At 71.0% G+C, this 23,197-nt stretch carries 24 protein-coding genes; 13 read left to right on the top strand and 11 right to left on the bottom strand.

The features are described from left to right. Nucleotides 1–45: 45 nt before the first annotated feature. Nucleotides 46–435, bottom strand: a complete 390-nt coding sequence (locus ACIQNU_RS07770; RefSeq protein ID WP_401362086.1) for a hypothetical protein — start codon at nucleotides 433–435, stop codon at nucleotides 46–48. 98 nt (nucleotides 436–533) lie between these two features. Between ACIQNU_RS07770 and ACIQNU_RS07765 the strand changes: the two genes are divergently transcribed. Next, on the top strand, nucleotides 534–698 hold the full coding sequence (locus tag ACIQNU_RS07765) for a hypothetical protein (protein WP_401362569.1): 165 nt from the start codon (nucleotides 534–536) through the stop codon (nucleotides 696–698). A gap of 73 nt (nucleotides 699–771) precedes the next feature. On the opposite strand, the gene ACIQNU_RS07760 is transcribed toward ACIQNU_RS07765, so the two are convergent. Genes ACIQNU_RS07760 through ACIQNU_RS07750 form a run of 3 tightly spaced genes read right to left on the bottom strand, consistent with a single transcriptional unit; the run spans nucleotide 772 to nucleotide 3,298 of the window. Continuing rightward, the gene (locus ACIQNU_RS07760) at nucleotides 772–1,554 is read right to left on the bottom strand and encodes an amino acid ABC transporter ATP-binding protein (protein ID WP_401362083.1); all 783 of its coding nucleotides are present in this window, start codon (nucleotides 1,552–1,554) and stop codon (nucleotides 772–774) included. After that, nucleotides 1,551–2,447 (bottom strand): amino acid ABC transporter permease, encoded by an 897-nt coding sequence (locus tag ACIQNU_RS07755; protein ID WP_401362081.1) that lies wholly within the window; start codon nucleotides 2,445–2,447, stop codon nucleotides 1,551–1,553. Before ACIQNU_RS07755 ends, ACIQNU_RS07760 begins: the two co-directional genes overlap by 4 nt. Then, the gene (locus ACIQNU_RS07750; protein ID WP_401362079.1) at nucleotides 2,444–3,298 is read right to left on the bottom strand and encodes an ABC transporter substrate-binding protein; all 855 of its coding nucleotides are present in this window, start codon (nucleotides 3,296–3,298) and stop codon (nucleotides 2,444–2,446) included. The genes ACIQNU_RS07755 and ACIQNU_RS07750 overlap by 4 nt, the downstream gene beginning before the upstream one ends. A gap of 195 nt (nucleotides 3,299–3,493) precedes the next feature. On the opposite strand from ACIQNU_RS07750, the gene ACIQNU_RS07745 reads away from it, so the two are divergent. The 5 genes from ACIQNU_RS07745 (at nucleotide 3,494) to thpD (ending at nucleotide 8,185) form a co-directional block, all read left to right on the top strand. After that, nucleotides 3,494–4,549 (top strand): pyridoxal-phosphate-dependent aminotransferase family protein, encoded by a 1,056-nt coding sequence (locus tag ACIQNU_RS07745; RefSeq protein WP_401362076.1) that lies wholly within the window; start codon nucleotides 3,494–3,496, stop codon nucleotides 4,547–4,549. A 406-nt stretch (nucleotides 4,550–4,955) separates the two neighbouring features. Continuing rightward, complete coding sequence (gene ectA / locus ACIQNU_RS07740; RefSeq protein WP_401362074.1) at nucleotides 4,956–5,510, top strand: diaminobutyrate acetyltransferase; 555 nt, start codon at nucleotides 4,956–4,958, stop codon at nucleotides 5,508–5,510. Nucleotides 5,511–5,526: 16 nt separating this feature from the next. Continuing rightward, a complete protein-coding gene (gene ectB, locus ACIQNU_RS07735) occupies nucleotides 5,527–6,798 on the top strand; it encodes a diaminobutyrate--2-oxoglutarate transaminase (RefSeq protein ID WP_401362072.1) in 1,272 nt (423 codons plus the stop codon). Between the two features lie 77 nt (nucleotides 6,799–6,875). Beyond that, a complete protein-coding gene (locus ACIQNU_RS07730; protein WP_401362069.1) occupies nucleotides 6,876–7,274 on the top strand; it encodes an ectoine synthase in 399 nt (132 codons plus the stop codon). Then, nucleotides 7,271–8,185 (top strand): ectoine hydroxylase, encoded by a 915-nt coding sequence (gene thpD / locus ACIQNU_RS07725; RefSeq protein WP_401362066.1) that lies wholly within the window; start codon nucleotides 7,271–7,273, stop codon nucleotides 8,183–8,185. The genes ACIQNU_RS07730 and thpD overlap by 4 nt, the downstream gene beginning before the upstream one ends. Nucleotides 8,186–8,248: 63 nt before the next feature. Here the strand turns inward: thpD and ACIQNU_RS07720 are convergent, their stop codons facing one another. Beyond that, the gene (locus ACIQNU_RS07720) at nucleotides 8,249–9,325 is read right to left on the bottom strand and encodes an alkene reductase (protein ID WP_401362064.1); all 1,077 of its coding nucleotides are present in this window, start codon (nucleotides 9,323–9,325) and stop codon (nucleotides 8,249–8,251) included. 193 nt (nucleotides 9,326–9,518) lie between these two features. On the opposite strand from ACIQNU_RS07720, the gene ACIQNU_RS07715 reads away from it, so the two are divergent. Next, nucleotides 9,519–10,070, top strand: a complete 552-nt coding sequence (locus tag ACIQNU_RS07715) for a MarR family winged helix-turn-helix transcriptional regulator (RefSeq protein WP_401362061.1) — start codon at nucleotides 9,519–9,521, stop codon at nucleotides 10,068–10,070. A gap of 439 nt (nucleotides 10,071–10,509) precedes the next feature. Here the strand turns inward: ACIQNU_RS07715 and ACIQNU_RS07710 are convergent, their stop codons facing one another. From ACIQNU_RS07710 to ACIQNU_RS07695, 4 genes are all read right to left on the bottom strand, one after another. Continuing rightward, nucleotides 10,510–11,568: an aminotransferase class V-fold PLP-dependent enzyme gene (locus ACIQNU_RS07710; protein ID WP_401362060.1), complete on the bottom strand. Its 1,059-nt coding sequence runs from the start codon at nucleotides 11,566–11,568 to the stop codon at nucleotides 10,510–10,512. 69 nt (nucleotides 11,569–11,637) lie between these two features. After that, on the bottom strand, nucleotides 11,638–12,396 hold the full coding sequence (locus tag ACIQNU_RS07705) for a DsbA family oxidoreductase (RefSeq protein ID WP_401362057.1): 759 nt from the start codon (nucleotides 12,394–12,396) through the stop codon (nucleotides 11,638–11,640). Nucleotides 12,397–12,468: 72 nt separating this feature from the next. Next, nucleotides 12,469–13,083 (bottom strand): DUF1349 domain-containing protein, encoded by a 615-nt coding sequence (locus tag ACIQNU_RS07700; protein WP_401362054.1) that lies wholly within the window; start codon nucleotides 13,081–13,083, stop codon nucleotides 12,469–12,471. Between the two features lie 4 nt (nucleotides 13,084–13,087). Continuing rightward, entirely contained in the window at nucleotides 13,088–14,617 is a 1,530-nt protein-coding gene (locus ACIQNU_RS07695; protein ID WP_401362052.1) for an aldehyde dehydrogenase (NADP(+)), read from the bottom strand. Nucleotides 14,618–14,732: 115 nt separating this feature from the next. On the opposite strand from ACIQNU_RS07695, the gene ACIQNU_RS07690 reads away from it, so the two are divergent. From ACIQNU_RS07690 to ACIQNU_RS07665, 6 genes are all read left to right on the top strand, one after another. Further along, a complete protein-coding gene (locus tag ACIQNU_RS07690) occupies nucleotides 14,733–15,536 on the top strand; it encodes an IclR family transcriptional regulator (RefSeq protein WP_401362049.1) in 804 nt (267 codons plus the stop codon). A 35-nt stretch (nucleotides 15,537–15,571) separates the two neighbouring features. Next, nucleotides 15,572–16,045, top strand: coding sequence for a GNAT family N-acetyltransferase (locus ACIQNU_RS07685; RefSeq protein WP_401362548.1), 474 nt, complete (start codon nucleotides 15,572–15,574; stop codon nucleotides 16,043–16,045). 131 nt (nucleotides 16,046–16,176) lie between these two features. Then, nucleotides 16,177–17,253, top strand: a complete 1,077-nt coding sequence (locus tag ACIQNU_RS07680) for a hypothetical protein (RefSeq protein ID WP_401362046.1) — start codon at nucleotides 16,177–16,179, stop codon at nucleotides 17,251–17,253. Beyond that, nucleotides 17,250–18,596, top strand: a complete 1,347-nt coding sequence (locus ACIQNU_RS07675) for a sensor histidine kinase (RefSeq protein ID WP_401362044.1) — start codon at nucleotides 17,250–17,252, stop codon at nucleotides 18,594–18,596. The genes ACIQNU_RS07680 and ACIQNU_RS07675 overlap by 4 nt, the downstream gene beginning before the upstream one ends. After that, nucleotides 18,593–19,273, top strand: coding sequence for a response regulator (locus tag ACIQNU_RS07670; protein ID WP_401362041.1), 681 nt, complete (start codon nucleotides 18,593–18,595; stop codon nucleotides 19,271–19,273). The genes ACIQNU_RS07675 and ACIQNU_RS07670 overlap by 4 nt, the downstream gene beginning before the upstream one ends. A 144-nt stretch (nucleotides 19,274–19,417) precedes the next feature. Continuing rightward, the gene (locus tag ACIQNU_RS07665; protein WP_401362039.1) at nucleotides 19,418–20,875 is read left to right on the top strand and encodes a peptidoglycan D,D-transpeptidase FtsI family protein; all 1,458 of its coding nucleotides are present in this window, start codon (nucleotides 19,418–19,420) and stop codon (nucleotides 20,873–20,875) included. A gap of 25 nt (nucleotides 20,876–20,900) precedes the next feature. Here the strand turns inward: ACIQNU_RS07665 and ACIQNU_RS07660 are convergent, their stop codons facing one another. Together ACIQNU_RS07660 and ACIQNU_RS07655 are read right to left on the bottom strand one after the other, a co-directional pair. After that, the gene (locus ACIQNU_RS07660) at nucleotides 20,901–22,352 is read right to left on the bottom strand and encodes an NCS2 family permease (RefSeq protein ID WP_401362036.1); all 1,452 of its coding nucleotides are present in this window, start codon (nucleotides 22,350–22,352) and stop codon (nucleotides 20,901–20,903) included. A 137-nt stretch (nucleotides 22,353–22,489) separates the two neighbouring features. After that, a complete protein-coding gene (locus tag ACIQNU_RS07655) occupies nucleotides 22,490–23,077 on the bottom strand; it encodes a TIGR03086 family metal-binding protein (protein WP_401362033.1) in 588 nt (195 codons plus the stop codon). Between the last annotated feature and the right edge of the window lie 120 nt (nucleotides 23,078–23,197).

Genomic DNA, 23,197 nt, shown 5'->3' with positions numbered 1-23,197 from the left:
ACGAGCCCCCGGCCCCTTTCGCACCGCCACCGGGAACCCCGTGGATCACGCCAGCCACATGAGCACCGCAAACGGGACCGGGATCAGTACCGCCGTGCCGAGCCAGGGGGCCGGCCGCCGGCCGCGTCGCCGGGGCAGAACCACATTCACGACGAGCGCCACCGCCAGCAGCAGCCCTCCGGTAACGACCGCCAGGAACATCACGACACCCGAGTGGTCGAGCGTGGTGTAGTTGCAGTTGACCGTGTCGGGCCGGGCCGCTTCCGCGAAGCTCCGGCAGTCCATCGGCAGGTACTTGGTCAGCAGCCACCACACCAGGTACAGCGGCAGGACCGCGGGCACGCCGATGCCGAGATTCACGAGACCGGGAACCCAGGGAACGCCTCCGCCGCGACCGCCGCGATCCTCATCCACCCCGACGGTTTCTTCACTCATGGCCCCATGCCTATCGGCGGCGACCGAAGCCCGCCAGTGGTTTCGGTTCGGACGAGCCTCAAAGGTACGTAGCCTTCAGAGGGAAAGGAGTGACGCCTGTGCCCGATGCCAATGCCCCTGACCCTGAGGAGGCCGGGGAGCAGCCGGCCGAGAAGGCCCTGACCGTGTTGCGCGAGTGGAACGGCTACGCGCCGACCGCCGCCGAGAAGCAGGACCTCGACAGCGAACTGGACCGGCGCCTCGCCCGGGTGACCGACCGGTGAGCGACGTCCCGTAGACAGCCCTGCCCATCGCCCTGAACATCGCCCCGGACGAAGCCCGCCGGTACCGGCCCGTTCAGGATTCCCCGGCCGGAGGCCCCTGTGCTGTCGTCGGATTCAGGACCCGGGACAGGAAGTCCTGCGTGCGGGGGTGTTCGGGGGCGCCGATGACCTGGGCCGGGGTGCCCTGTTCCACGATGACGCCCTCGTCCATGAAGACCACCCGGTCGGCGACCTCGCGGGCGAAGCTCATCTCGTGAGTGACGACCATCATGGTCATGCCCTCGTCGGCGAGCATCCGCATCACGGCGAGTACGTCACCGACGAGTTCGGGGTCGAGCGCCGACGTCGGCTCGTCGAAGAGCATCACCTCGGGGCCCATCGCGAGCGCGCGGGCGATGGCGACGCGCTGCTGCTGACCGCCCGAGAGCGCGGCGGGATACGCGGTGGCCTTGTCGGAGAGCCCCACGCGCCGCAGGTTGTCGGAGGCGACGGCCGCCGCCTCCGTCTTGCCCCGCCCCAGGACCCGCCGCTGCGGCAACGTGAGGTTCTCGGTCACGGACAGGTGCGGGAAGAGGTTGAACTGCTGGAAGACCATGCCGATCCGGCGCCGCACGGCATCGATGTCGACGTCGGGGTGCGTGACTTCGCTGCCGCCGACGAAGACCTGCCCCTCGCTGGGCGTCTCCAGCAGATTGACGCAGCGCAGCAGCGTGGACTTGCCGGAGCCGGAGGGTCCGATGACGCAGACGACCTCGCCGGGGGCGATCTCCAGGTCGATGCCGCGCAGGACATGGTTGGCGCCGAAGGACTTGTGCAGGGACCGGACCAGGATTTCGGGTTCCGGGGTCGTACTCATCGGGCCTCCGCGGCACGCGCTTCGAGTCGGCGGACGACGAAGCCGAGCGGCACCGTCACCAGCAGGTAGCAGAGCCCGGCGACGAGGATCGGGGTCGAGTTGGCGGTCTCGCTGGCGAGGTCGCGGCCGAACTTGGTGAGTTCGCGCTCCTGGAGCGTGACGCCGAGGAACAGCACGAGCGAGGAGTCCTTGAAGAGGAGCACCAGCTCGTTGGTGAGCGGCGGGATCACGATACGGAACGCCTGCGGGATCACGATCGACACCATGGCGCGGGTGTGCGAGAACCCCAGCGAACGGGCCGCCTCCAACTGCCCCTTGGGCACGGCCTGGATACCGGCCCGGATCGTCTCGGCCATGTACGCGGCGGAGACGAGTCCGAGCGCGAGCGCGACCTTGCCGTAGGTGCCGCCGGGGATCTCGGTGCCGGGGAAGGCCAGCGGTACGGCGACGCCGACGAAGATGAAGATCAGCAGGGCGGGCAGTCCGCGGAAGATCTCGATGTAGATCCCGGCGACCCAGCGGTAGGGGCCGACCGACGAGAGCCGCATCAGGGCGACGACGACGCCGAGGACGAGCCCGAAGAGGAACCCGGACAACGTGTACAGGACGGTGTTGCGCAGAGCCGTCGTGATGATGTCCGGGAACAGCTGTTTCGCGAGGTCGGTCTGCGCGAACTGGTTCGCCAGGCGCCCCCAGTCCGCGGTGGCGCCGAGGGCGATGACGACGGCGGCGAACACCGCGTACTGGATGCCCTGGGACAGCGCGCGCCGCTGCCGCTTGCTGAGCCCGGAGCGGGTGGGGGTGCCGGGGGACGGCGCGCGCCGCTTCTCGGGCGCCGGGGCGTCCGGCACGGGGGCGTCCGGCAGAGGGGTGCCCGGTTCGGCCGCGCTCATGAGGCGGAGGGCGACGCGCCGGACGTCCCGCCGGGCGTGTAGGGGCCGATCCACTGCTCGTAGAGCTTCTTGTACGTGCCGTCCGCCTTGGCGTCCGCGAGGGCCTTGTCGACCGCGGCGAGGAGCTTGGTGTTGCCCTTCTTCACCGTGAAGCCGTACTGCTCACCGGTGTCGAGGTTGTCCACGATCTCGAAGGCGCCGGAGTTGGCCTTGTCCTTGAGCCAGCCCTGGACGACGGGGTAGTCGATGACGACGGCGTCGACCTGGCCGGTGCGCAGGCCGTTGAGCACGGCGTCGGAGCTTTCGAAGGAGATCGGGTCGAAGCCCTTCCCGCGCGCGTACTCCTCGCCGGTCGTCTGGGCCTGCGAGCCGAGCTTCTTCCCCTTCGACTTGAGGTCGGCGAGCGAGGCGACACCGGCCTTCTTGTCGGCGAGTACGGCCTGCGTGGCGTCGAAGTACGGCTCGGAGAAGTCGACGTTCTTCTTGCGCTCGTCGGTGATGGTCATGCCCGCGGCGGCGAGATCGCACTGCCCGGAGTTGAGGAAGGCGCCCGTCTTGAAGTTTTCGAACGGGGTGTCGACGATCTCCTGCTTGACGCCGAGATCCTTGGCGACGAGGTCGACGAGGGCGACGTCGAACCCGTCGACCTTGCCGTTCACCTCGGACTGGAACGGCGGGTACGGGAGGTGCGTGCAGGTGGTGAGCTGACCCGCCTTGACGACCGGAACGCCGTTCGCGGTGGACGCCTTGTCGCCGTCGCCGGATGAGCAGCCGGCGAGGAGGACGGCGCCCGCTGCCACGGCGGCGGCGGTCGAGATACGGGCCCGGCGGCCGAGGACCGTCGTGTTCAAGGGGAGCCTCCTGAGGAGTGGGGGGCGTGAGTGGGGGCGTGAGTGGGGCTTCGATTATAAGGAAATCTTTGGGTACCTCAAACCAAACATAGGTGGGGTATCAGCCAGGCCGACGGTTACGCTCGATGCGCCCCACCCACCCCTCCGGGAACCCGACCGACCCGGGGGCCCGACCGAACCGAAGAGAGCACCGCCGTGAGCCGCCACCCCTTCCTCGACTTCCTCGACCTGCCGCCGCTGACCGCCGCCGGTTTCGCCGCGATCGAGCAGCGCGTGGCGCGCCTGCTCGCCCCCTCGCAGGACGTCGTGATCACGCAGGGCGAGGCCCTGTTGCCGCTGGAGGGCTGCATCCGGGGCGCGGCGGGCCCGGGGACGACGGCGCTGAACGTGATCACGGGTCCGTACGGGCAGACCTTCGGCGGCTGGCTTCGGGACTGCGGCGCGACGGTGATCGATCTGGCGGTGCCGTTCCACACGGCGGTCACGGCGGAGCAGATCGGGCAGGCCCTGAGCGAGCACCCGGAGATCGACTTCGTCTCGCTGGTGCACGCGGAGGCGGCGACGGGCAACACGAACCCGGTCGCGGAGATCGGTGCGGTGGTACGCGCACACGGCGCCCTGTTCATGCTGGACGCGGTCGCGTCGGTGGCCGCGGAGCCGCTGCTGCCGGACGCGTGGGGCGTGGACCTGTGCGTGATCGGCGCACAGAAGGCGATGGGCGGCCCGGCGGGCGTCTCGGCGGTGTCGGTGAGCGAGCGGGCCTGGCGGCGCATGGCCGCCAACCCGACGGCGCCGCGCCGCTCCTACCTGTCGCTCCTGGACTGGAAGGAGCGGTGGATCGACGCGGGCCGCAAGGCGCTGCCGCACGCGCCGGCGCAGTTGGAGATGCTTGCGCTGGACGCCTGTCTGGAGCGGATCGAGTCGGTGGGCCTGGACACCGTGGAGGCGCGGCACGCGACGGTGGCCGCCGCGACCCGCGCGGGCGCGCGCGCCCTGGGCAACGGTCTGGAGCCGTATGTGTACGAGGCGCGGGACGCGGCGCCGGTGGCGACGACCCTGCGGGTACCGGCGGGTGTGGACGCGTCGGACGTGGTGGCGCGGGCGCTGGCCGCACACCCGGGGCTGCCGCTCGTCGCGGGTGGCGGTGCGTTGAGCAAGGAGATGATTCGCGTCAATCACTACGGTCCCGACGCGACGGCGGAGACGGTGGACGCGTGCCTGGCGGCGCTCGGCGAGGCCCTGGCCGGATAAGCGGACGCCGGGCACCGGACGCAGGACACAAGACGCCGGGCACCGGGTGCCACACGGAACTCTCCCCGTATTCACTTTCCGTGCATTCATGAATCAACAAGCTCCCGGCGGGAATTAAGAAATGGTTCCGGCGCAGCTTCCCGCATTCTCCTGCCCGGTTTCCTGAAGGCTAAACACTAAGATTTCGCTAACGCTCGGAGACGTAATTCCGGTAGGTCTCACAGGAGTTACGTTCTTGTGACCCATCACACATCAGGCCCGTTTCGCCCCATAAATCCGGGATGAAGCGGGCTTTTTGCCGCCCTCTCGCGCGTCCACACGCGCCCGCGTGATAACACGGCACCGCTCCGCACGTAACCCCGACCACCGATGCAATCCAAGAAATTGCTCGGTAAATTCAATCTGCATGACCGCCGCCCAAGCAGACCTGCAAGCGCAATTCCTGGAAATGCCGGACGGCCTGCGGATCGACCGTCCGGAGGTGGCCGACGGTGGAGCGATCTGGCGCATCGCCAGGGACTCGAAGGCCCTCGACCTCAACTCCTCGTACAGCTATCTCCTGTGGTGTCGCGACTTCGCCGGGACATCCGTGGTGGCACGCGGTGCCGATGACGAGCCGGTCGGTTTCATCACCGGCTACATCCGGCCGTCGCGCCCCGGGACGCTCGTCGTGTGGCAGGTGGCCGTCGACGCGGCGCACCGGGGGCGCGGTCTGGCCGCCGCGCTCCTCGACGGCCTCACCGCCCGGGTCGCCGCCTCCCAGGCCGCCGCCGAGTCCGCGCTGACCTCCGTCGAGACGACCATCACGCCCGGCAACACCGCCTCCGAGCGCCTGTTCACCTCGTACGCCGAGCGCCACGGCGCCCCCGTCGCCCGTGAGGTGCTGTTCGGCGCCGGGGTGTTCCCCGACGGCGCGCACGACCCCGAAGTGCTGTACCGCATCGGCCCGTTCGGCCACTGAACCCAGGAGAGATGCTGTGACCATCACCCAGCCCGACCTGAGCGTCTTCGAGACCCTGGAGTCGGAGGTGCGCAGCTACTGCCGCGGTTGGCCCACCGTCTTCGACCGTGCTCGGGGCAGCCGCATGTACGACGAGGACGGCCACACCTACCTGGACTTCTTCGCCGGGGCCGGCTCCCTCAACTACGGCCACAACAACCCCGTACTCAAACGCGCCCTCATCGACTACCTGGAACGCGACGGCGTCACCCACGGTCTCGACATGTCGACCACCGCGAAACGCGCCTTCCTGGAGTCCTTCCAGAATCTGGTGCTGCGCCCGCGCGACCTGCCGTACAAGGTGATGTTCCCGGGCCCGACCGGCACCAACGCCGTGGAGTCGGCGCTGAAGCTGGCGCGGAAGGTGAAGGGCCGGGAGTCGATCGTGTCGTTCACGAACGCCTTCCACGGCATGTCGCTCGGCTCGCTCGCCGTCACGGGCAACGCGTTCAAGCGGGCGGGCGCCGGTATCCCGCTGGTGCACGGCACGCCGATGCCGTTCGACAACTACCTCGACGGGCAGGTACCGGACTTCCTCTGGTTCGAGCGGCTGCTCGGCGACCAGGGCTCGGGGCTCAACCAGCCGGCGGCCGTCATCGTGGAGACCGTACAGGGCGAGGGCGGCATCAATGTCGCGCGCCCGGAGTGGCTGCGCTCGCTCGCCGACCTGTGCGCCCGCCGCGACATGCTGCTGATCGTCGACGACATCCAGATGGGCTGCGGCCGTACCGGCGCCTTCTTCTCCTTCGAGGAGGCGGGCATCGTGCCGGACATCGTGACGGTGTCCAAGTCGATCAGCGGCTACGGACTGCCCATGTCGCTCTGCCTGTTCAAGCCGGAGCTGGACATCTGGGAGCCGGGCGAGCACAACGGCACCTTCCGCGGCAACAACCCGGCGTTCGTCACGGCCGCCGCCGCCCTGGAGACGTACTGGTCGGACGGGCCCGCGATGGAGAAGCAGACCCTGGAGCGCGGCCAGCAGATCCAGGAGGCGCTGGGCGCGCTCAGCGACGGACACCGCGCCGAGATCAAGGAGTTCCGGGGCCGGGGCCTGGTGTGGGGCGTCGAGTTCCACGACAAGGAGCGCGCGGGCGCCGTGGCGCGACGCGCCTTCGAGCTGGGCCTGCTCATCGAGACGTCGGGCCCGGAAGGTGAGGTGGTCAAGCTCCTGCCGGCCCTGACCATCACCCCCGACGAGTTGGACGAGGGCCTGCGCACCCTGACCCGCGCGGTCCGCGAAACGGCCTGACCCACCACGACGGAACCGACAGAACGACAAAGCGAGCGACAGAAGCGACCTAAGCAACAGGAAGGCGTCGAACCACCGTGATCGTCCGATCGTTCAAGGACATCGAAGGCACCGACCGGCATGTGAAGTCCCGCTCCGGCACCTGGGAGAGCAAGCGCATCGTGCTCGCCAAGGAGCGCGTGGGCTTCTCGCTGCACGAGACGGTCCTGTACGCGGGTACGGAGACGTCGATGTGGTACGCGAACCACATCGAGGCGGTCCTCTGCGTGGAGGGCGAGGCCGAACTGACCGACGAGGAGACCGGCGAGAAGCACTGGATCTCGCCCGGCACGATGTATCTGCTCGACGGCCATGAGCGGCACACCCTGCGCCCGCGCACCGACTTCCGGTGCGTGTGCGTCTTCAACCCGCCCGTGACGGGACGGGAGGACCACGACGAGAACGGTGTCTATCCGCTGCTGACCGAGGAGGTATGACGACGATGACGACGACGGCCATGACCGGGTCGGCGACCGACCTGTATCCGAGCCGGGGCGACACCGAGGTGTCCGTACCGCGCCGGGACCCCGTGGTCTGGAGCGCGCCGGGCGCCCCGGGGCCGATCACGTCCGGCGACCTGGCGGCGTACGAGCGGGACGGGTTCCTGCCTGTCGAGCAGTTGATCGGGCCCGATGAAGTCAGCGTCTACCACGCCGAGTTGGAACGGCTGATCGCCGACCCGGCGGTCCGCGCGGACGAACGCTCGATCGTGGAGCCGAAGTCCCAGGAGATCCGCTCCGTCTTCGAGGTGCACCGGATCAGCGAGGTGTTCGCGCGGCTGGTGCGGGACGAGCGGGTGGTCGGCCGGGCCCGGCAGATCCTCGGCTCGGACGTGTACGTGCATCAGTCCCGGATCAATGTGAAGCCCGGTTTCGGTGCCTCCGGTTTCTACTGGCACTCGGACTTCGAGACCTGGCACGCGGAGGACGGGCTGCCGCGGATGCGGACGGTGTCGGTGTCGATCGCGCTGACCGAGAACCTCGCCACCAACGGCGGCCTCATGATCATGCCGGGCTCGCACCGGACGTTCCTCGGCTGCGCGGGCGCGACACCGGAGGACAACTACAAGCGGTCGCTCCAGATGCAGGACGCGGGCACCCCGTCGGACGAGGCGCTGACGGCGTTCGCGGATCTGCACGGCATCCGCCTGTTCACGGGCGCGGCGGGCTCGGCGACCTGGTTCGACTGCAACTGCATGCACGGCTCGGGCGACAACATCACCCCGTATCCGCGCAGCAATGTGTTCCTCGTGTTCAACAGCGTGGAGAACGAGGCGGTCGAGCCGTTCTCGGCGCCGGTGCGGCGGCCGGAGTTCATCGGGGCGCGGGATTTCACGCCCGTACGGTGAGCCTGTTGGCCGGTGTGGGCCCGGTGCCGCGTCGTGTGCGGTTCCGGGCCCTCCGACGGTGCGTCAGACTCCTTGCAGGGCCGGGTAGTCCGTGTAGCCCTTGGCGTCGCCGCCGTAGAAGGTGGCGCGGTCGGGGGTGTTGTAGGGGCCCGCGGTCCTGAGGCGGGCGGGCAGGTCGGGGTTGGCCAGGAACAGGGTGCCGAACGAGACCAGGTCGGCGGTGCCGTCCTCGATGAGCGCGAGCGCGTCGTGGTCGGTGGAGTGCGGTGCCGTGGCCGGGTTGAGCACGAGGGCACCGGAGAACTGCTTGCGCAGGGCGAGGGTCAGCTCCCGGGTCTCGGTGGAGCACTCGGAGAGGTGCAGATAGGCGAGCCCGAGCGGTTCCAGCTCCTTGACCAGCGCGGTGTACGTGGGCTCCGGGTCCGGCTCGTCGATGTCGTTGAACGCGTTGCCCGGGGAGAGCCGGATGCCGGTCCTCGCCGCGCCGATCTCGGCGGCGACCGCCTTCGTGACCTCGACGGCGAAGCGGATACGGCCCTCGTCGGAACCGCCCCACTCGTCCTCGCGGACATTGGAGTTCGGCGCGAGGAACTGGTGGACGAGATAGCCGTTGGCGCCGTGCACCTCGACGCCGTCGAAACCGGCGTCCACGGCGTTACGGGCCGCCGCGGCGAAGTCCCGTACGGTGGCCCGCACTTCGGCGTCGGTCAGCTCCCGGGGCACCACGAACACCTTGGGCCCTTCGGGGGTGAAGACCTGGCCCTGGGCGGGCACGGCCGACGCGCCGACGTTCTCCAGTCCGTCCGGCAGCAGGACGGGGTGGCCGATACGGCCCGCGTGCATGAGCTGGGCGAAGATCCGGCCGCCGGCCGCGTGCACCGCGTCCGTGACTCCGCGCCAGCCCGCCACCTGCTCGGCGCTGTGCAGACCCGGTGTGCTCGGGTAGCCCTGGCCGACCGGCGACGGCTGGATGCCCTCGGTGATGATCAGGCCCGCGGTGGCCCGCTGCCCGTAGTACTCCGCCGTGAGATCGGTGGGGGCCCCGCCCCCGCCGGCCCGGCTGCGGGTCATCGGCGCCATGGCGATGCGGTTCGCGAGCTGGACGCCGGACAGGTCGATCGGGTCGAAAGCGGTGGTCATGATGCTCCCGGTACGGAGTTTATTGGTCGGCCAAGTAGTTCGGCCGGGGGCTACTGTAGCGCATTACTTGGTCGACCAAGGTAATCTCTCGGTATACCTGTGGAGGCCAGTGCCGGTGCGGTGGTTGCCGGTCCGCCGACCGCTGGTATCCATGTCCCGTTCGCCGCCGCACAGGTCCGCGCAGGAGCATCCGATGAAGGCACCGACCCGTCACTCCACGGCAGCACCGTCCGACCCCGACTGTCCCGAGCCGCCGAGCGCGGTCGAGGGCGGTCCCGTCAGCCATGCCCTGTCGCGGGTCGCGCGGCTGCACCGGATCGCGGCGGGAAAGCGGTTGCGCGGCGCTGGGCTCTATCCGGGGCAGGAGTTCGTGATGATGCATCTGTGGGACAAGGGGCCGGTGCGGCAGTCGGAGCTGATCAAGGCGTGTGATCTGGATCCGTCGACGGTCACGAAGATGCTTCAGCGGCTGGAGTCGGCCGGGCATGTGCGGCGGAGTCCCGATCCGGTGGATCGGCGGGCGGTGTTGGTGGAGGCGACGGAGGAGAGTTGCGCGCTGCTGAGTCAGGTGCGGGGGGCTTGGGGCGACCTGGAGGGCGCGACGTTGGCGGGGTTGGGGGGCGGTGAGCGGGCGGAGTTGATGAGGTTGTTGCGGAAGGTGGAGGCGAATCTTTGTGGGGAGGCGGCGGAGGGCGATTCGGCGGGGGGTTGCGCAGTTCCCCGCGCCCCTGATGGGGGTGGTTAGCCCGGGGGGCAGCCTGCGGGTCCGCTTTGGCTGGGTGCGCAGTTCCCCGCGGCGGCCCTGCCGGGCGCCTCGGCAGATCCGACGCGGGCGTAGTCAGTCAGGTGCGGGTCCGTCGTGGCGGGTTGCGCAGTTCCCCGCGGTGGCCCTGCCGGGCGCCTCGGCAGATCCGACGCGGGCGTAGTCAGTCAGGTGCGGGTCCGTCGTGGCGGGTTGCGCAGTTCCCCTCGCCCCTGATGGGGGTGGTTAGCCCGGCGGTCAGCCTGCGGGTCCGCTGGGGCTGGGTGCGCAGTTCCCCGCGCCCCTTGAGGGCGGCTGGTGTGCCGGGCGCCTTGACAGAACCCCGTTCCCCGCGCCCCTTGAGGGGCGACTGGCGTGCCCGGCGCCTTGACAGAAGCCCGTTCTCCGCGCCCCTTGAGGGCGACTGGCGCGCCGTACGCCTCTATGTCGACAAGGCGTTCAGCAAGTGGTCCACGTTCTCTTCCGTGTTGTAGAGGTGGAAGGCCGCTCTCAGGTTTCCTGCTCGGTTGGAGACTTCGATTCCTGCTGTGCTCAGGGTTGGCTGGCGGTGGCCCAGGTTCGGGACCGAGACGATGGGGGAGCCGGGGGACGGTACGGGGGTGTGGCCCAGGTCGGCGAGGCCGGTGCGGAAGCGGTCCGCCAAAGCCAGGTCGTGGGCGCCGATCGCCGCCACGCCCAGTTCTTCCAGGAGGGCCAGGGAGTGGCGGGCGCCCGCGTACGAGAACAGGCTCGGGCTCTCGTCGAAGCGGCGGGCCGAGTGGGCCAGCTCCTCGACGGGTCCGTAGCAGCTCTCCCACGGCTCCTCGCCCGCGACCCAGCCCGCGAACACCGGCGACAGGCCGCCCAGGTCGTCGGGGACGATCAGGAACGCGACGCCGCGCGGGCAGAGCAGCCACTTGAAGGCGACGGACGCCACGAAGTCGTAGCCGTCGGCGGCCACGTCCATGGGCAGCCAGCCCGCGGCCTGCGACATGTCGACATAGGTACGGGCGCCATGGGTGCGGGCGGCCTCGCGGAGCGCGGGCAGATCCACCAGCCGGCCGTCGGCCGACTGGGCGGCGCTCACCGCGACCAGGTCGGTCCCGGGCCGTACGGACTCCGCGATCCGCTCCAGCGGGACGGTGCGCACCTTGAGGTCCTGGCGGACGTGGAACGGCGTGACGACCGAGCTGAAGTCCTGCTCGGCCGTCAGGACCTCGGCGCCCGGCGGCAGCGAGGCCGCGATGAGTCCTGTGTAGACGGCGACGGACGCGCCGGCCGCGACGCGCCGTGCCGGTACGCCCATCAGCCGGGCGAAGGAGGCGCGGGATGCCTCGACGTCCGCGAACATGTCGGCCGGGGCGCCCTGGGCCACGGACTCCACGGCGTGCCGCATGGCGGCCACCGCGCGGGCGGGCAGGAGGCCGGTGCTGGCGGTGTTCAGGTAGGTGGTGCCGGGGGTGAACTCGGTGCGGACGAGGCTGTCTGCGAGAGGCTCCATGAGCCCACTGTGCCGCCCCCGGGGTTAGGGGTCCATTGCGAGTTTCTGACGGGTTTCTCCAAGAAACGCTTATGCGTGGTCGCTGACCTGCGCGTTCCGGGCGTTCTGCGGTACGGCGCAGCCGTCGGGGCCGCACGCCTCGCCGCTGTCGCCCGTGTCCCCGGCCGGCGTGAGCGTGGTCAGCGGTGACCGGGCGCCCCACGCCTGCTCCAGTGCCTGGGCGAAGAGGTCGGCCGGCTGGGCGCCGGAGACGCCGTACTTGCGGTCGAGGACGAAGAACGGCACCCCGTTCGCGCCGAGTTCGGCGGCCTCGCGCTCATCGGTCCGTACCTCGTCGGCGTACCGCTGCGGGTCCGCGAGGACCGCGCGGGCGGCGTCGGCGTCGAGCCCCGCCTCCTCGGCGAGCGCGACCAGGCGCTCGTCGTCACCGAAGACGGAGCGCTCGTCGGCGAAGTTCGCGCGGTAGAGCAGTCCGATCAGCTCGTCCTGGCGGCCGTGCTCCTTGGCGAAGTGGAGCAGCCGGTGCATGTCGAAGGTGCTGCCGTGGTCCCGGCCCTCGGTGCGGTAGGGGAGCCCTTCCGCCGCCGCGTTCTCGCCGAGCCGCTGCTCGGCTTCGCGCGCCTGCGCCTCGCTCATGCCGTACTTCTTGGCGAGCATCGGCAGGACCTCGGCGACGTCGTCCTTGGCCCGGTGCGGGTCCAGCTCGAAGGAGCGGTGCACGACCTCGACCTGGTCGCGGTGCGGGAAGGCCGCGAGAGCCTTCTCGAACCGGGCCTTTCCGACGTAGCACCAGGGGCAGGCGATGTCACTCCAGATCTCGACACGCATCACGAACATCTCTCCCGGGAAATAGGTTTGTCCGGACGCGTCAACAGAAGAGAGCGCGCCGTCATTCCCGGGTCAGCTGCCGTCCCGCAGCGCCTTCGGCCACGAGTCCAGATACTCGACGTTCTCGAAGGTGACCACGCACCCCTCCCCCACCGGCGACTGCGCGAGGAACCCGACCAGGGCGTGGGCCGCCTCCTCGGGCGTGCCGAGCGAGAAGATCCGTACGAAGGTCCAGTACGAGCCGTCCGTCGACGCGTGGAACGCGAAGGCGCCGCCCGTGCGGCTCACCCGCAGCCAGACGGTGCTGCCCTCGACGACGAAGGAGTTGGCGTCGTCGGAGTGCCCCCGGGTGACCACCGAGCAGATGGTCGGCAGGTCCGGGGACCGCTCCAGACAGAGCTTCGCCCATTCCCGCTCGCCGACATGGACGTACAGCACTCCCGCGTCGAAGGCGCCCGCGAAGCCCACCGTGACCTTGGCGATCAGCTGGAAGTCGCCCTCGGGAGGCGCCCCGAGCAGCCGGGGCGCGTCCGACGCCGGTTCCAGGCTCTCCCCGGTGGGCGCCACGAAGCGGTCGTGCCGGGCGCCCGCCCAGCCGGTGAGCACCCCGTCCTCGTACGACCAGTCGCCGTCGGGGCCGTAGGGGCGCAGGGGGAAGGGGAGTTCGGGGAGTGCCAGTTCGTCCATGCCGTCAGTGTTCCAGGCGGCCGTCGATCCTGCGGGGCAGACCGAGCGGGTTGTCGTCGCGCAGCTCGGGCGGAAGGAGGGCTTCCGGCGTGGTCTGGTAGACGACGGGCCGCAGCCAGCGCTCGATGGCCGTGCCACCGACGGATGTCGAGGTGGAGGTCGTCGCCGGGTAGGGGCCGCCGTGGTGCTGGGCGGGGGCGACGGCGACGCCGGTGGGCCAGCCGTTGACCAGGACGCGCCCCGCGAGCGGGGTCAGCTCGGCGAGGATCTCGGCGCCCCGCCCCTCGCCCGCCGCCTCGCCGGCGGAGAGCTGCACGGTGGCGGTGAGGTTGCCGGGGAGCCGGGACAGGACGGCGGCGGCCTCCCCCTCGTCCGCGTACCGGGCGACCACGGTGACCGGCCCGAAGCACTCCTCCAGGAGCAGATCATGGGCGCCGGGCCCGGTGAGCCGCCGCGCGGGCACGGTGAGGAAGCCCGCGCCGACGCCGTTCTCGCCGTCCGCGCCCGGTGTGACCGGGGCCTGGACGTCGGGCAGCGCGGCGCGCTCGGCGACCCCGGCGACGAAGTTGTCCCGCATCCGGTGGTCGAGGAGCACCCCGGCGCCGGTGGCGCCGACGGCCTCCGTGAGGGACTTCACCAGCCGGTCGCCGCCCTCGCCGGACGGCGCGAGGACCAGGCCCGGCTTGACGCAGAACTGGCCGACACCCAGGGTCATCGAGCCCGCGAGCCCGGCGCCGATCTCCTCGCCGCGCTCGGCGGCGGCGGCCTCGGTCACCAGGACCGGGTTGAGGGAGCCCAGCTCGCCGTGGAAGGGGATCGGTACGGGGCGTGCGGCGGCGGCGTCGAAGAGGGCGCGCCCGCCGCGTACGGAACCGGTGAAGCCCGCCGCGGCGACCAGCGGGTGCTTGATCAGTTCGACGCCGGCGTCGAAGCCGTGGACCAGGCCGACGACGCCCTCGGAGATGCCGTGCGCGGCGGCGGCCCGGCGCAGCAGAGCCGCGACCCGCGCGGAGAGCCCGGGGTGGTCGGGGTGGGCCTTGACGACGACCGGGCAGCCGGCGGCGAGCGCGCTGGCGGTGTCGCCGCCCGCGACGGAGAAGGCGAAGGGAAAGTTCGACGCGGAGTACACGGCGACGGTGCCCAGCGGGATCTTGTAGCGGCGAAGGTCGGGCACCGGCGGGGTCGCGGCCGGGTCCGGGTGGTCGATGACGACGCCGAGGAAGGCGCCCTCGTCCACGATGTCCGCGAAGGCCCGCAACTGGTAGGTGGTACGGGCCAGTTCGCCGGTGAGCCGGGCCGGGCCGAGCGCGCTCTCGGCGTCGGCGACCTCGACCAGCCGGTCCCGGGCCTCGTCCAGGAGGCCGGCGGCGGTCCGCAGGAACGCGGCGCGTACCGTGCGGTCCGTGAGGGACGCGCGGGCCGCGTGGGCGGCACGGACGGCCGCGTCCACGTCGGCGGCCGTGGCCTCCACGGCAACCTGTTCCCGGCGCTTCCCGGTTCGGGGGTCGACACTCCAGACTGGTGCTGCTGTCACCGCGGATTCCTCCAGATGTACGCCACTCACCAGGGCTGTTCGGTATGCTGAACACTGTCTCTGATGATGAACCTGCCGCGAGCGTATTTCGCGGCGAACGAAGGGGTCAAGGGCGATGTCGGCTGGTGACGGGGGTACCCCCAAGCGTGCGGCCCTGCCGGACAGCGGCGGTGCGCAGGTCAAGTCCGCGGTGCGGACCGTCGAGCTGCTCGAATACTTCGCGGGCCGCCCCGGAATGCACTCCCTGGCCGCCGTGCAGGAAGCCGTCGGCTACCCCAAGTCGAGCCTCTACATGCTGCTGCGCACACTGGTCGAGCTGGGCTGGGTGGAGACGGACGCGACGGGCACCCGGTACGGCATCGGGGTGCGCGCGCTGCTCGTCGGCACGTCGTACATCGACGGCGACGAGGTGGTGGCGGCGGCCCGGCCGACCCTGGACCGGCTCTCCGACGACACCACGGAGACCATCCACCTGGCCAGGCTCGACGGCACGAACGTCGTGTACCTCGCCACCCGGCAGTCCCAGCACTATCTGCGCCCCTTCACGCGCGTGGGACGCCGTCTGCCCGCGCACTCCACGTCGCTCGGCAAGGCGCTCCTGGCCACCCACACCGACGAGCAGGTCCGCAAGCTGCTCCCGGAGACGCTGCCCGCGCTGACCGAGCACACCATCACGGACCGCGAGCAGCTCATCGACGAGCTGCGCCAGATCCGGGAGCAGGGCTTCGCGGTGGACCGCGAGGAGAACACGCTCGGACTGCGCTGCTTCGGTGTCGCGATCCCTTACCGCACACCCGCGCGCGATGCCATCAGTTGCTCGGTGCCAGTGGCCCGGCTGACGCCCGCGCACGAACAGATGGTCAAGGACGCCCTGTTCGACGCGCGGGACCGTCTGACGCTCGCCACTCGGAGGCTCTGATGGACCCGACGGCTCCCATGCCTCCGGTGCCTCCGATGGACGTCGCCCTGCGCAAGGTGCACGACAGCGATCTGCCGGTGTTCTTCCGGCAGATGGCCGACCCCGAGTCGAACCAGGTCGCCGCGTTCACCGCGAAGGACCCCACCGACCGCGACGCCTTCGACGCCCACTGGGCGCGCATCCGGGCGGCGGACGACGTCCTCACGCGCGCGGTGCTCGCCGACGGCGACGTCATCGGCAGCGCGGCGGTGTACGGGCCGCCGGAGGAGCGCGAGGTGACGTACTGGATCGACCGCGCCTACTGGGGCCGCGGGGTGGCGACCGCCGCACTGCGGGCGCTGCTCGCCGAGGAGACCGTACGGCCGCTCTACGCGCGCGTGGCGGCGGACAACGCGGGCTCACGGCGGGTCCTGGAGAAGTGCGGGTTCCGGATCACGGAGCGGACCCGGGGGTTCGCGGAGGCGCGGGGCGAGGAGATCGACGAGCTGGTGCTCACGCTGGACGCGTGACGCCGTCTCCTTGACGAGGGTTCTCCCGCCTCGGTCGGGGCGGTCTCGATGAGGGTTCTCCCCCGCGCGGCGGAGGCGGATCGTCTCCGGGCATGAGGTGGGTGCCCGCCCGCGCGCGGGAGCGTGGACGCATGCCACAGACGCGCGCCCAGGCCACCGGACCCGGCTCTCCCGAAGCCCCCCACTCCCCCGGGCCCTCCAGCGCCCCCGCCCCTCCCGTACCGCTCAGCCGTGCGCGCCGCGCCCTCCGCGCCGTCGCCGTCGTGTCGTGCCTGCCGTACATGACCCTCAAGTCCGCCTGGGTCGCGGGCAGTCACGTCGGCATTCCCGAGGGCAGCTCACTCCTGGAGCACAACACGACGCTCGCCGTCGCCAATGGCATCGGCGTGCTGCTGGACGCCGTCGTCGTGGTGCTCGCGCTTTTGTTCACCCGCCCGTGGGGTCTGCGGGTCCCCGCCTGGCTCCTGGTGTTCCCGATGTGGGTCGCTACCGGGCTGCTGACGCCGATCATGGCCGGATATCCGCTGCAACTGCTGGTCAAGGCGGTAGGCGGGACAGTGAACCGATCCGCGGGCGAAGGCAGTGAACCCTTCCTGCACGAATGGGTGTTCGGGATGGTGTACACCGGCTTCATCGTCCAGGGACTCGCCCTGGGCGCCCTGTTCGTGCTGTACGCGCGCGACCGCTGGGGCCATCTCTGGCAGGGCCGCGTCCATGAACTGCCGGTCAGCCGCGTCGCCGCCGCCCAGCGCGCGACCGCCGTCGCGGCTGCCGTCCTGGCGCTGCTGCCCGCCACGATGCACGCCCTGTGGGCCTGCGGCGGAACGGCGGGGCTCGCCCCGGCCCGGATCGCGGACCGCACCAGCGACTTCTACGTACTGGAGATCTCCGACGCCCTCTTCCTCGCGGCGGCCGTCGCCGGCGGCTGGCTGCTCGCGTTCCGGCGGGTCCCGCGCGCGTGGCGCGTGAGAACGCCGTTCGCCCTGCCCGTGAAGGTGCCGCTCGCGCTCGCCTGGACGGGTTCCGGCGCGCTGACCTGCTGGGGCGGCTGGCTGTCGATGGCGTCGCTCGGCGGCGTGGACGACCTCGCCCGGCGGCCCAGCGAGCTGATGAACCTCACCTACTCTGTGCAGATGATCGTCGGCATCCTGGTGGCGAGCGTCGGCACGCACTTCCTCGCGGAACGCGCCGGGTCCCCGGCCCCATGAGGACGTGCGCCGCCGCCCTGATCGGGCACCGGGCCCGCCGCCGCTGGATCCATCTCGTACTCGGCGGCGCGCTCGCCATGCCGTACGTCCTCGTCGGCGCCGTCGTCGTCGGCCCGCTGACCGGCACCACGGACATCTTCTCGTCCCTGCCCCTGCAACTGTCCTCGCTCGCCGTGGGACTCCCGCTCGCCGCGCTCACCGCGCTGTTCCCGCTCACCCGTCCCCTGTCGGTGGCCGCGGTCCGCGCGCTGTGCGGTGTCGACGGCGTGCGCGACCGTGGTGCACTCGAACCTGGCGCACCCGAACCTGCCGCACCCGACCTTGGCGTACTCGCCGACGGGCCGGCGCGCTCGGCCGCGGCAAGGGTGCGTACGTCCGCGTGGTTCGTGCTGCATCTGGGGACCGGCGCCGTGATCAGCGGAATGACGCTCGCCACGCCCCCGTTCGCGGTCGCGCTGATGGTGCTGCCGCTGGTCCCGGCGTGGCACGACGACGCCCGGTTCCGGCCAGGGCTGCTGCCCGCGGGCGACCTCGGACTCGTGCTCGCACCGGTCGTGGGCGCCGCGCTGCTCGTGGCGCTCGCCGGGTGCGCGGCCCTCGCCGCCGGGCTCCTCGCGCGCGGTGCGCCGATGCTGCTCGGCCCCGCGCCCGCCGACCGGCTCGCGGCGGCCGAACGGCGCGCCGCCGATCTCGCCGTACGCAACCGGCTCGCCCGCGAACTCCACGACTCCGTGGGCCACGCCCTCAGCGCCGTGACCCTTCAGGCGGGCGCGGCCCGCCGGGTGCTCGACAGCGACCCGGAGTTCGTCCGCGAGGCGCTCGCCGCGATCGAGGACACCACGCGCCGCACGGTCGGCGAACTCGACACCGTGCTCGGCGTGTTGCGGGACGGCGACCCCGGCACGCCGACCGCGCCCGCACCGACCCTCGCCGCCGATCTCGACGGGCTGCTGCGCCGGACCCGCGCCGGCGGCCTGCGCGTCGACGCGGCCGTGGACCCCGGGCCGCACGGCCTGGACGCCCTGCCGCCGCCGGTCTCCCGCGAGGCGTACCGCATCGTGCAGGAAGCCCTCGGCAACGCGCTGCGCTACGCGGGCACCGGCGCCACCGTCACGCTGCGGGTCGCCGTGGCGGACGGGTCGCTGGAGATCATGGCGGCCAATCCCCTCCCGCCCGCCGACGCCCCACCCGTACGGCTGGGCGGCGGCCACGGGCTGCGCGGTGTCACCGACCGGGCCCGGCTGCTCGGCGGCACCGCGTCGGCGGGACCCGGGGCCGACGGCTGGCTCCTGCGCGTACGCCTGCCGCTGGCGGGCCCCGATCCCCTGGAGGAACCCGTATGACGGCCGCCTCCCCTCCCCCCGCCCCTCCCGTGCGCGTGGTCGTCGCCGACGACGAGCGCATGGTGCGCACCGCGCTGCGGGTCATCATCGACGCGGAGGACGACCTGACCGTGGTCGGTGAGGCGGCGAGCGACGCGGAGGCGGTCGCCGTGGTGCGGGAGCTGCGGCCCGACGTCGTCCTGATGGATGTCCGGATGCCGGAGACCGACGGCATCCGCGCCACCGAACAGATCCTGCGGAACCTGGCCGATCCGCCGCGGATCGTGGTGGTGACGACCTTCGAGAACGACGCGTACGTGTACGAGGCCCTGCGCGCGGGGGCGTCGGGCTTCCTGCTCAAGCGGGCCGAGGCGGACGCGCTGGTGCAGGCGGTCCGGGTGGTCGCGCGCAGCGACAGCTTGCTGTTCCCGGCCGCCGTCCGCGCGCTCGCGGGCCGGTACGCGGCCGGGCGGCGGGCCGCTCCGGCGTGGGTGGCCCGGCTCACCGCGCGCGAGGACGAGGTGCTGCGGCAGATGGCGCGGGGGCTGACCAACGCGGAGATCGCGCGCCGGATGGGCGTGGGCCCGGCGACCGTGAAGACGCATGTCGCGTCGGTCCTGGCGAAGACGGGCGCACGGGACAGGACCCAGGCGGTGATCGCGGCGTACGAGGCGGGGCTGATCGAGAGCGGGAGCTGAACTGGGGGCGGTGCCGGGGGCGGTCCCGGGGGGGGCGGCGCCGGATGAGGAATTCCTGAGGAAACCCGCAGGAATCCCTGAGGAAAGCCGCACAATCGTGCCATCGGGGAACTCACGCCCCACCCGCGTCGTCCTTCCCTGCGTATGAACAAGACGATCAGGCGCGCCGCCGTCTTCACGCTGCTCCTGGTGATCGCCCTGCTGGTGCGGGCGACCTGGGTGCAGTTCTACGACGGGCAGGCGCTGGCCGACAACAAGAACAACCGGCGCAAGGCGATCGAGCAGTACGCCTACCCGCTCGGGGACATCGTCGTGGGCGGAAACGCGATCACCGGTTCCGCGCGCACATCGGGCGGCGACCTGGCGTACAAGCGCACGTACACGGACGGCGAGCTGTACGCGGCGGTGACGGGCTACAGCTCGCAGGTGTACGGCGCGAACCAGTTGGAGGGCATCTATCAGGACCTGCTCGACGGCACGGACATCCGGCTCGGTACACCGGTCGACACGCTGACCAACAAGCGCGCCGACCCCGGCGACGTCGTCACGACGATCGACCCGGCCGTCCAGAAGGCGGGGTACGAGGCGCTTGGCGGCAACAAAGGCGCGGCCGTCGCGATGGATCCGGTGACGGGCAGGATCCTGGGCATGGTGTCGACGCCGTCGTACGACCCGTCGACGATCGCCGGGTCCGGCTCGGCTGACGCGGCGGAGTGGCAGAAGCTCGGCAAGGACGCGGACAAGCCGCTGGTGAACCGTGCGATCCGGCAGCCGCTGCCGCCCGGTTCGACGTTCAAGCTGGTCGTCGCGGCGGCGGCCCTGGAGGACGGTGTCTACTCGTCCGTGGACCAGAAGACGGACAGCCCCGATCCGTACCGCCTGCCCGGCACGGTGAGGGACCTGGAGAACGAGAACAAGTCGGCACCCTGTGAGAACGCGTCGCTGCGGGTCGCCCTCCAGTACTCCTGCAACAACGTGTTCGCCAAGCTCGCCGTGGACCTCGGCCAGGACAAGGTGAAGGCGATGGCGGAGAAGTTCGGCTTCAACGAGGAGAAGCAGGACGTGCCGGTGCGCGCGTATGCGAGCGTCTACCCCTCGGGCATGGACAAGGCGCAGACGGGTCTGTCGGGCATTGGACAGTTCGACGTGACGGCGACCCCGCTCCAGATGGCGATGGTGTCGGCGGCCATCGAGAACGACGGGGTGCTGGTGTCGCCGCACATGGTGTCGCAGGTGACGGACGCGGACGGGACCGTGCTCCAGAGCTATGACGACCCCGGCTCGCAGCGGATCGTCAGCGAGTCCACCGCGCGGGAGCTGCAGTCCGCGATGGTGACGGTCGTCGAGGAGGGCACGGGCACGAACGCCCGGATATCCGGCGCGACGGTCGGCGGCAAGACGGGCACCGCCCAGCACGGCGAGAACAACAGCAAGACGCCGTACGCCTGGTTCACGTCGTACGCGACGGACTCCGCCACCGGCAAGCAGGTCGCCGTCGCGGTCATGGTCGAACAGTCCGACGCGGCCCGCTCGGAGGTCAGCGGCAACGGCCTGGCGGCCCCGATAGCGAAGGCGATGATGCAGGCGGCCCTCAAGAACTGAGCCCTCGCGTCAGGAGCTGGGCCGCCTATTTCACCCCGATCAGCTGCTCCACCGGATCGATCGCGAAGTACACCAGGAACAGGGCCGACGCGCCCCACAGCAGCCAGTGGACCTCGCGGGCGCGGCCCAGGACCGTCTTGATGAGGACGTAGGCGAGGAAGCCGGCACCGATGCCGTTGGTGATCGAGTAGGTGAAGGGCATCACGACGATGGTCAGGAAGGCGGGGACGGCGATCTCGTAGCGGTCCCAGTCGATGTGTTTGACCTGGGTCATCATCAGGAAGCCGACGGCGACGAGGGCGGGCGCCGCGGCTTGCAGCGGGACGATGGTGAGCAGCGGCGCGAGGAACAGGGCGAGCGCGAAGAGGCCGCCGGTGACGAGGTTGGCGAATCCGGTACGGGCGCCTTCGCCGACGCCGGCGGCGGACTCGATGTAGGAGGTGCTGGACGATGCGGACGCGGCGCCGCCCGCGACGGCCGCGGCGCCGTCGATGAGCAGGACGCGTCCGAGGTTCGGCACCTTGCCCTCGTCGTCCAGGAGGCCCGCCTCGGCGGTGATGCCGACGACCGTGCCCATGGTGTCGAAGAAGTCCGACAGGACGAGCGTGAAGATCAGCAGTACGACGGTGAGCGCGCCGGTCCTCCCGAAGGCGCCGAACAGGCTGAAGTCGCCGAGGAGTCCGAAGTCGGGGGCGGCCACGATGTCGTCGGGGAACTTCGGTGTCGTCAGGCCCCAACTCTTCACGTCGGCCACCGACTCGACGATCAAGGCGACAACAGTCATCACGACGATGCTGATCAGGATGGCGCCCTTCACCTTGCGGGCGAGGAGCGCGACGGTCAGCAGCACTCCGACGCAGAAGACGAGGACGGGCCAGCCGCCGAGCGTTCCGGTGGAGCCGAGCTGGACCGGCACGGTGCTGCTCGCGGCGTCCGGGATCCGTGTGACGAATCCGGCGTCCACGAAGCCGATGAAGGCGATGAAGAGGCCGATGCCGACGCTGATGGCCTGTTTCATCGCCCTGGGTATCGCCCGCATCACCGCCTCGCGCAGCCCGGTGACGACGAGGACGCAGATGAGGAGCCCTTCGAGGACGATGAGTCCCATCGCGTCGGGCCAGCTCATCAGCGGGGCGATCTGGAAGGCGACGACGGCGTTGAGCCCGAGACCGGCGGCGAGGGCCAGCGGCAGATTGCCGCCGACGCCCATGATCACCGTCATCACGGCCGCCACCAGGGCGGTGGCCGTGACGAGTTCGGCGCCGTCGAGCTGATGCCCGAACTTGTCCTTGGCGCTGCCGAGGATGATCGGGTTGAGCACCAGGATGTACGCCATGGTGAAGAACGTGGCCAGTCCACCGCGGGCCTCACGGAGGAACGACGAGCCGCGATCCGTGATCCGGAAGTACCGGTCGACAGGGTTGACCGCCACTCCCACCACGGGCGGCTCGTCCACCACCTTGCTGCTCTCAGCCATGACCGGGCTCCTCGGGTTCCAGACAGACGAACGCTGCCAGGATTGTTCCCCTCAGAAACCCACCACAGGTTTTCCCCGTGTTACGGATCTCGCCGGATTCGACCCCGGATCAACTCACGTACAGGCCGGACACCTTGTCAGCCGCCGGGGGTCCACTCCGGGTTCCGGCCGCTCAAGCCGATCATTCGGTCGAGGAGTGGGGCGTCGGCCGGTACGGGTACCGCTGGGGCGAACAGGCCGTTGCTGGGTGGGGCTTCGGCGGCCGGGGCCAGGAAGGTGTGGGCGGCCTCCAGGGCCGCGGTGTCCGGGGCGTAGTCCTGGCCGGTCGCGCGGGCGAGGTCCCAGCCGTGCACGACGAGTTCGTTCATGGCGATGAGTCCGGCGACCTGGCCGGGCAGCGGGACACCGCCCGCGCGGGTCTCGCCCTCCCACGCGCGCGGGTCGCGCCACGCCTCGGCCAGTTCGTCGAGCCGCTTGGGCAGCTCGGCGCGCCAGTCCGGTCCGATGTCCGGCACGCCGCTGGTCGGCGGGGTGTCCGTCGTCGGTCCCAGGTCCTTGCGGGCGGCGTCCCGGAAGGCGGTGGCGAGTCCGACGAGATGCCCGAGGAGATGGTGCACCGCGTAGGCGGGGCAGGGGGTGGGGCCGTCCAGTTGGTCGTCGGTGACGCGCTCGGCGATCCGGGCGATCAGCCGGGCCTGGGGTCCGAGGTCGACGGTGTCGGTCATGTGGGGCTCCTCAGCGGGCGGTCTGCGGTCTGTGAAGTTTGGACCGCCGGCGCGCCCGGAACTCATCGCTGCGCCGCCCGGCGCGTCCCCGGCCGCCCCGAAGTAAGGCATCCGCCCGAT

This window comes from Streptomyces sp. NPDC091292, assembly GCF_044757265.1.
Taxonomy (GTDB): domain Bacteria; phylum Actinomycetota; class Actinomycetes; order Streptomycetales; family Streptomycetaceae; genus Streptomyces.
The sequence above is the reverse complement of the archived record's forward strand: the minus strand, read 5'-3'. Positions and strand labels throughout refer to the sequence as shown.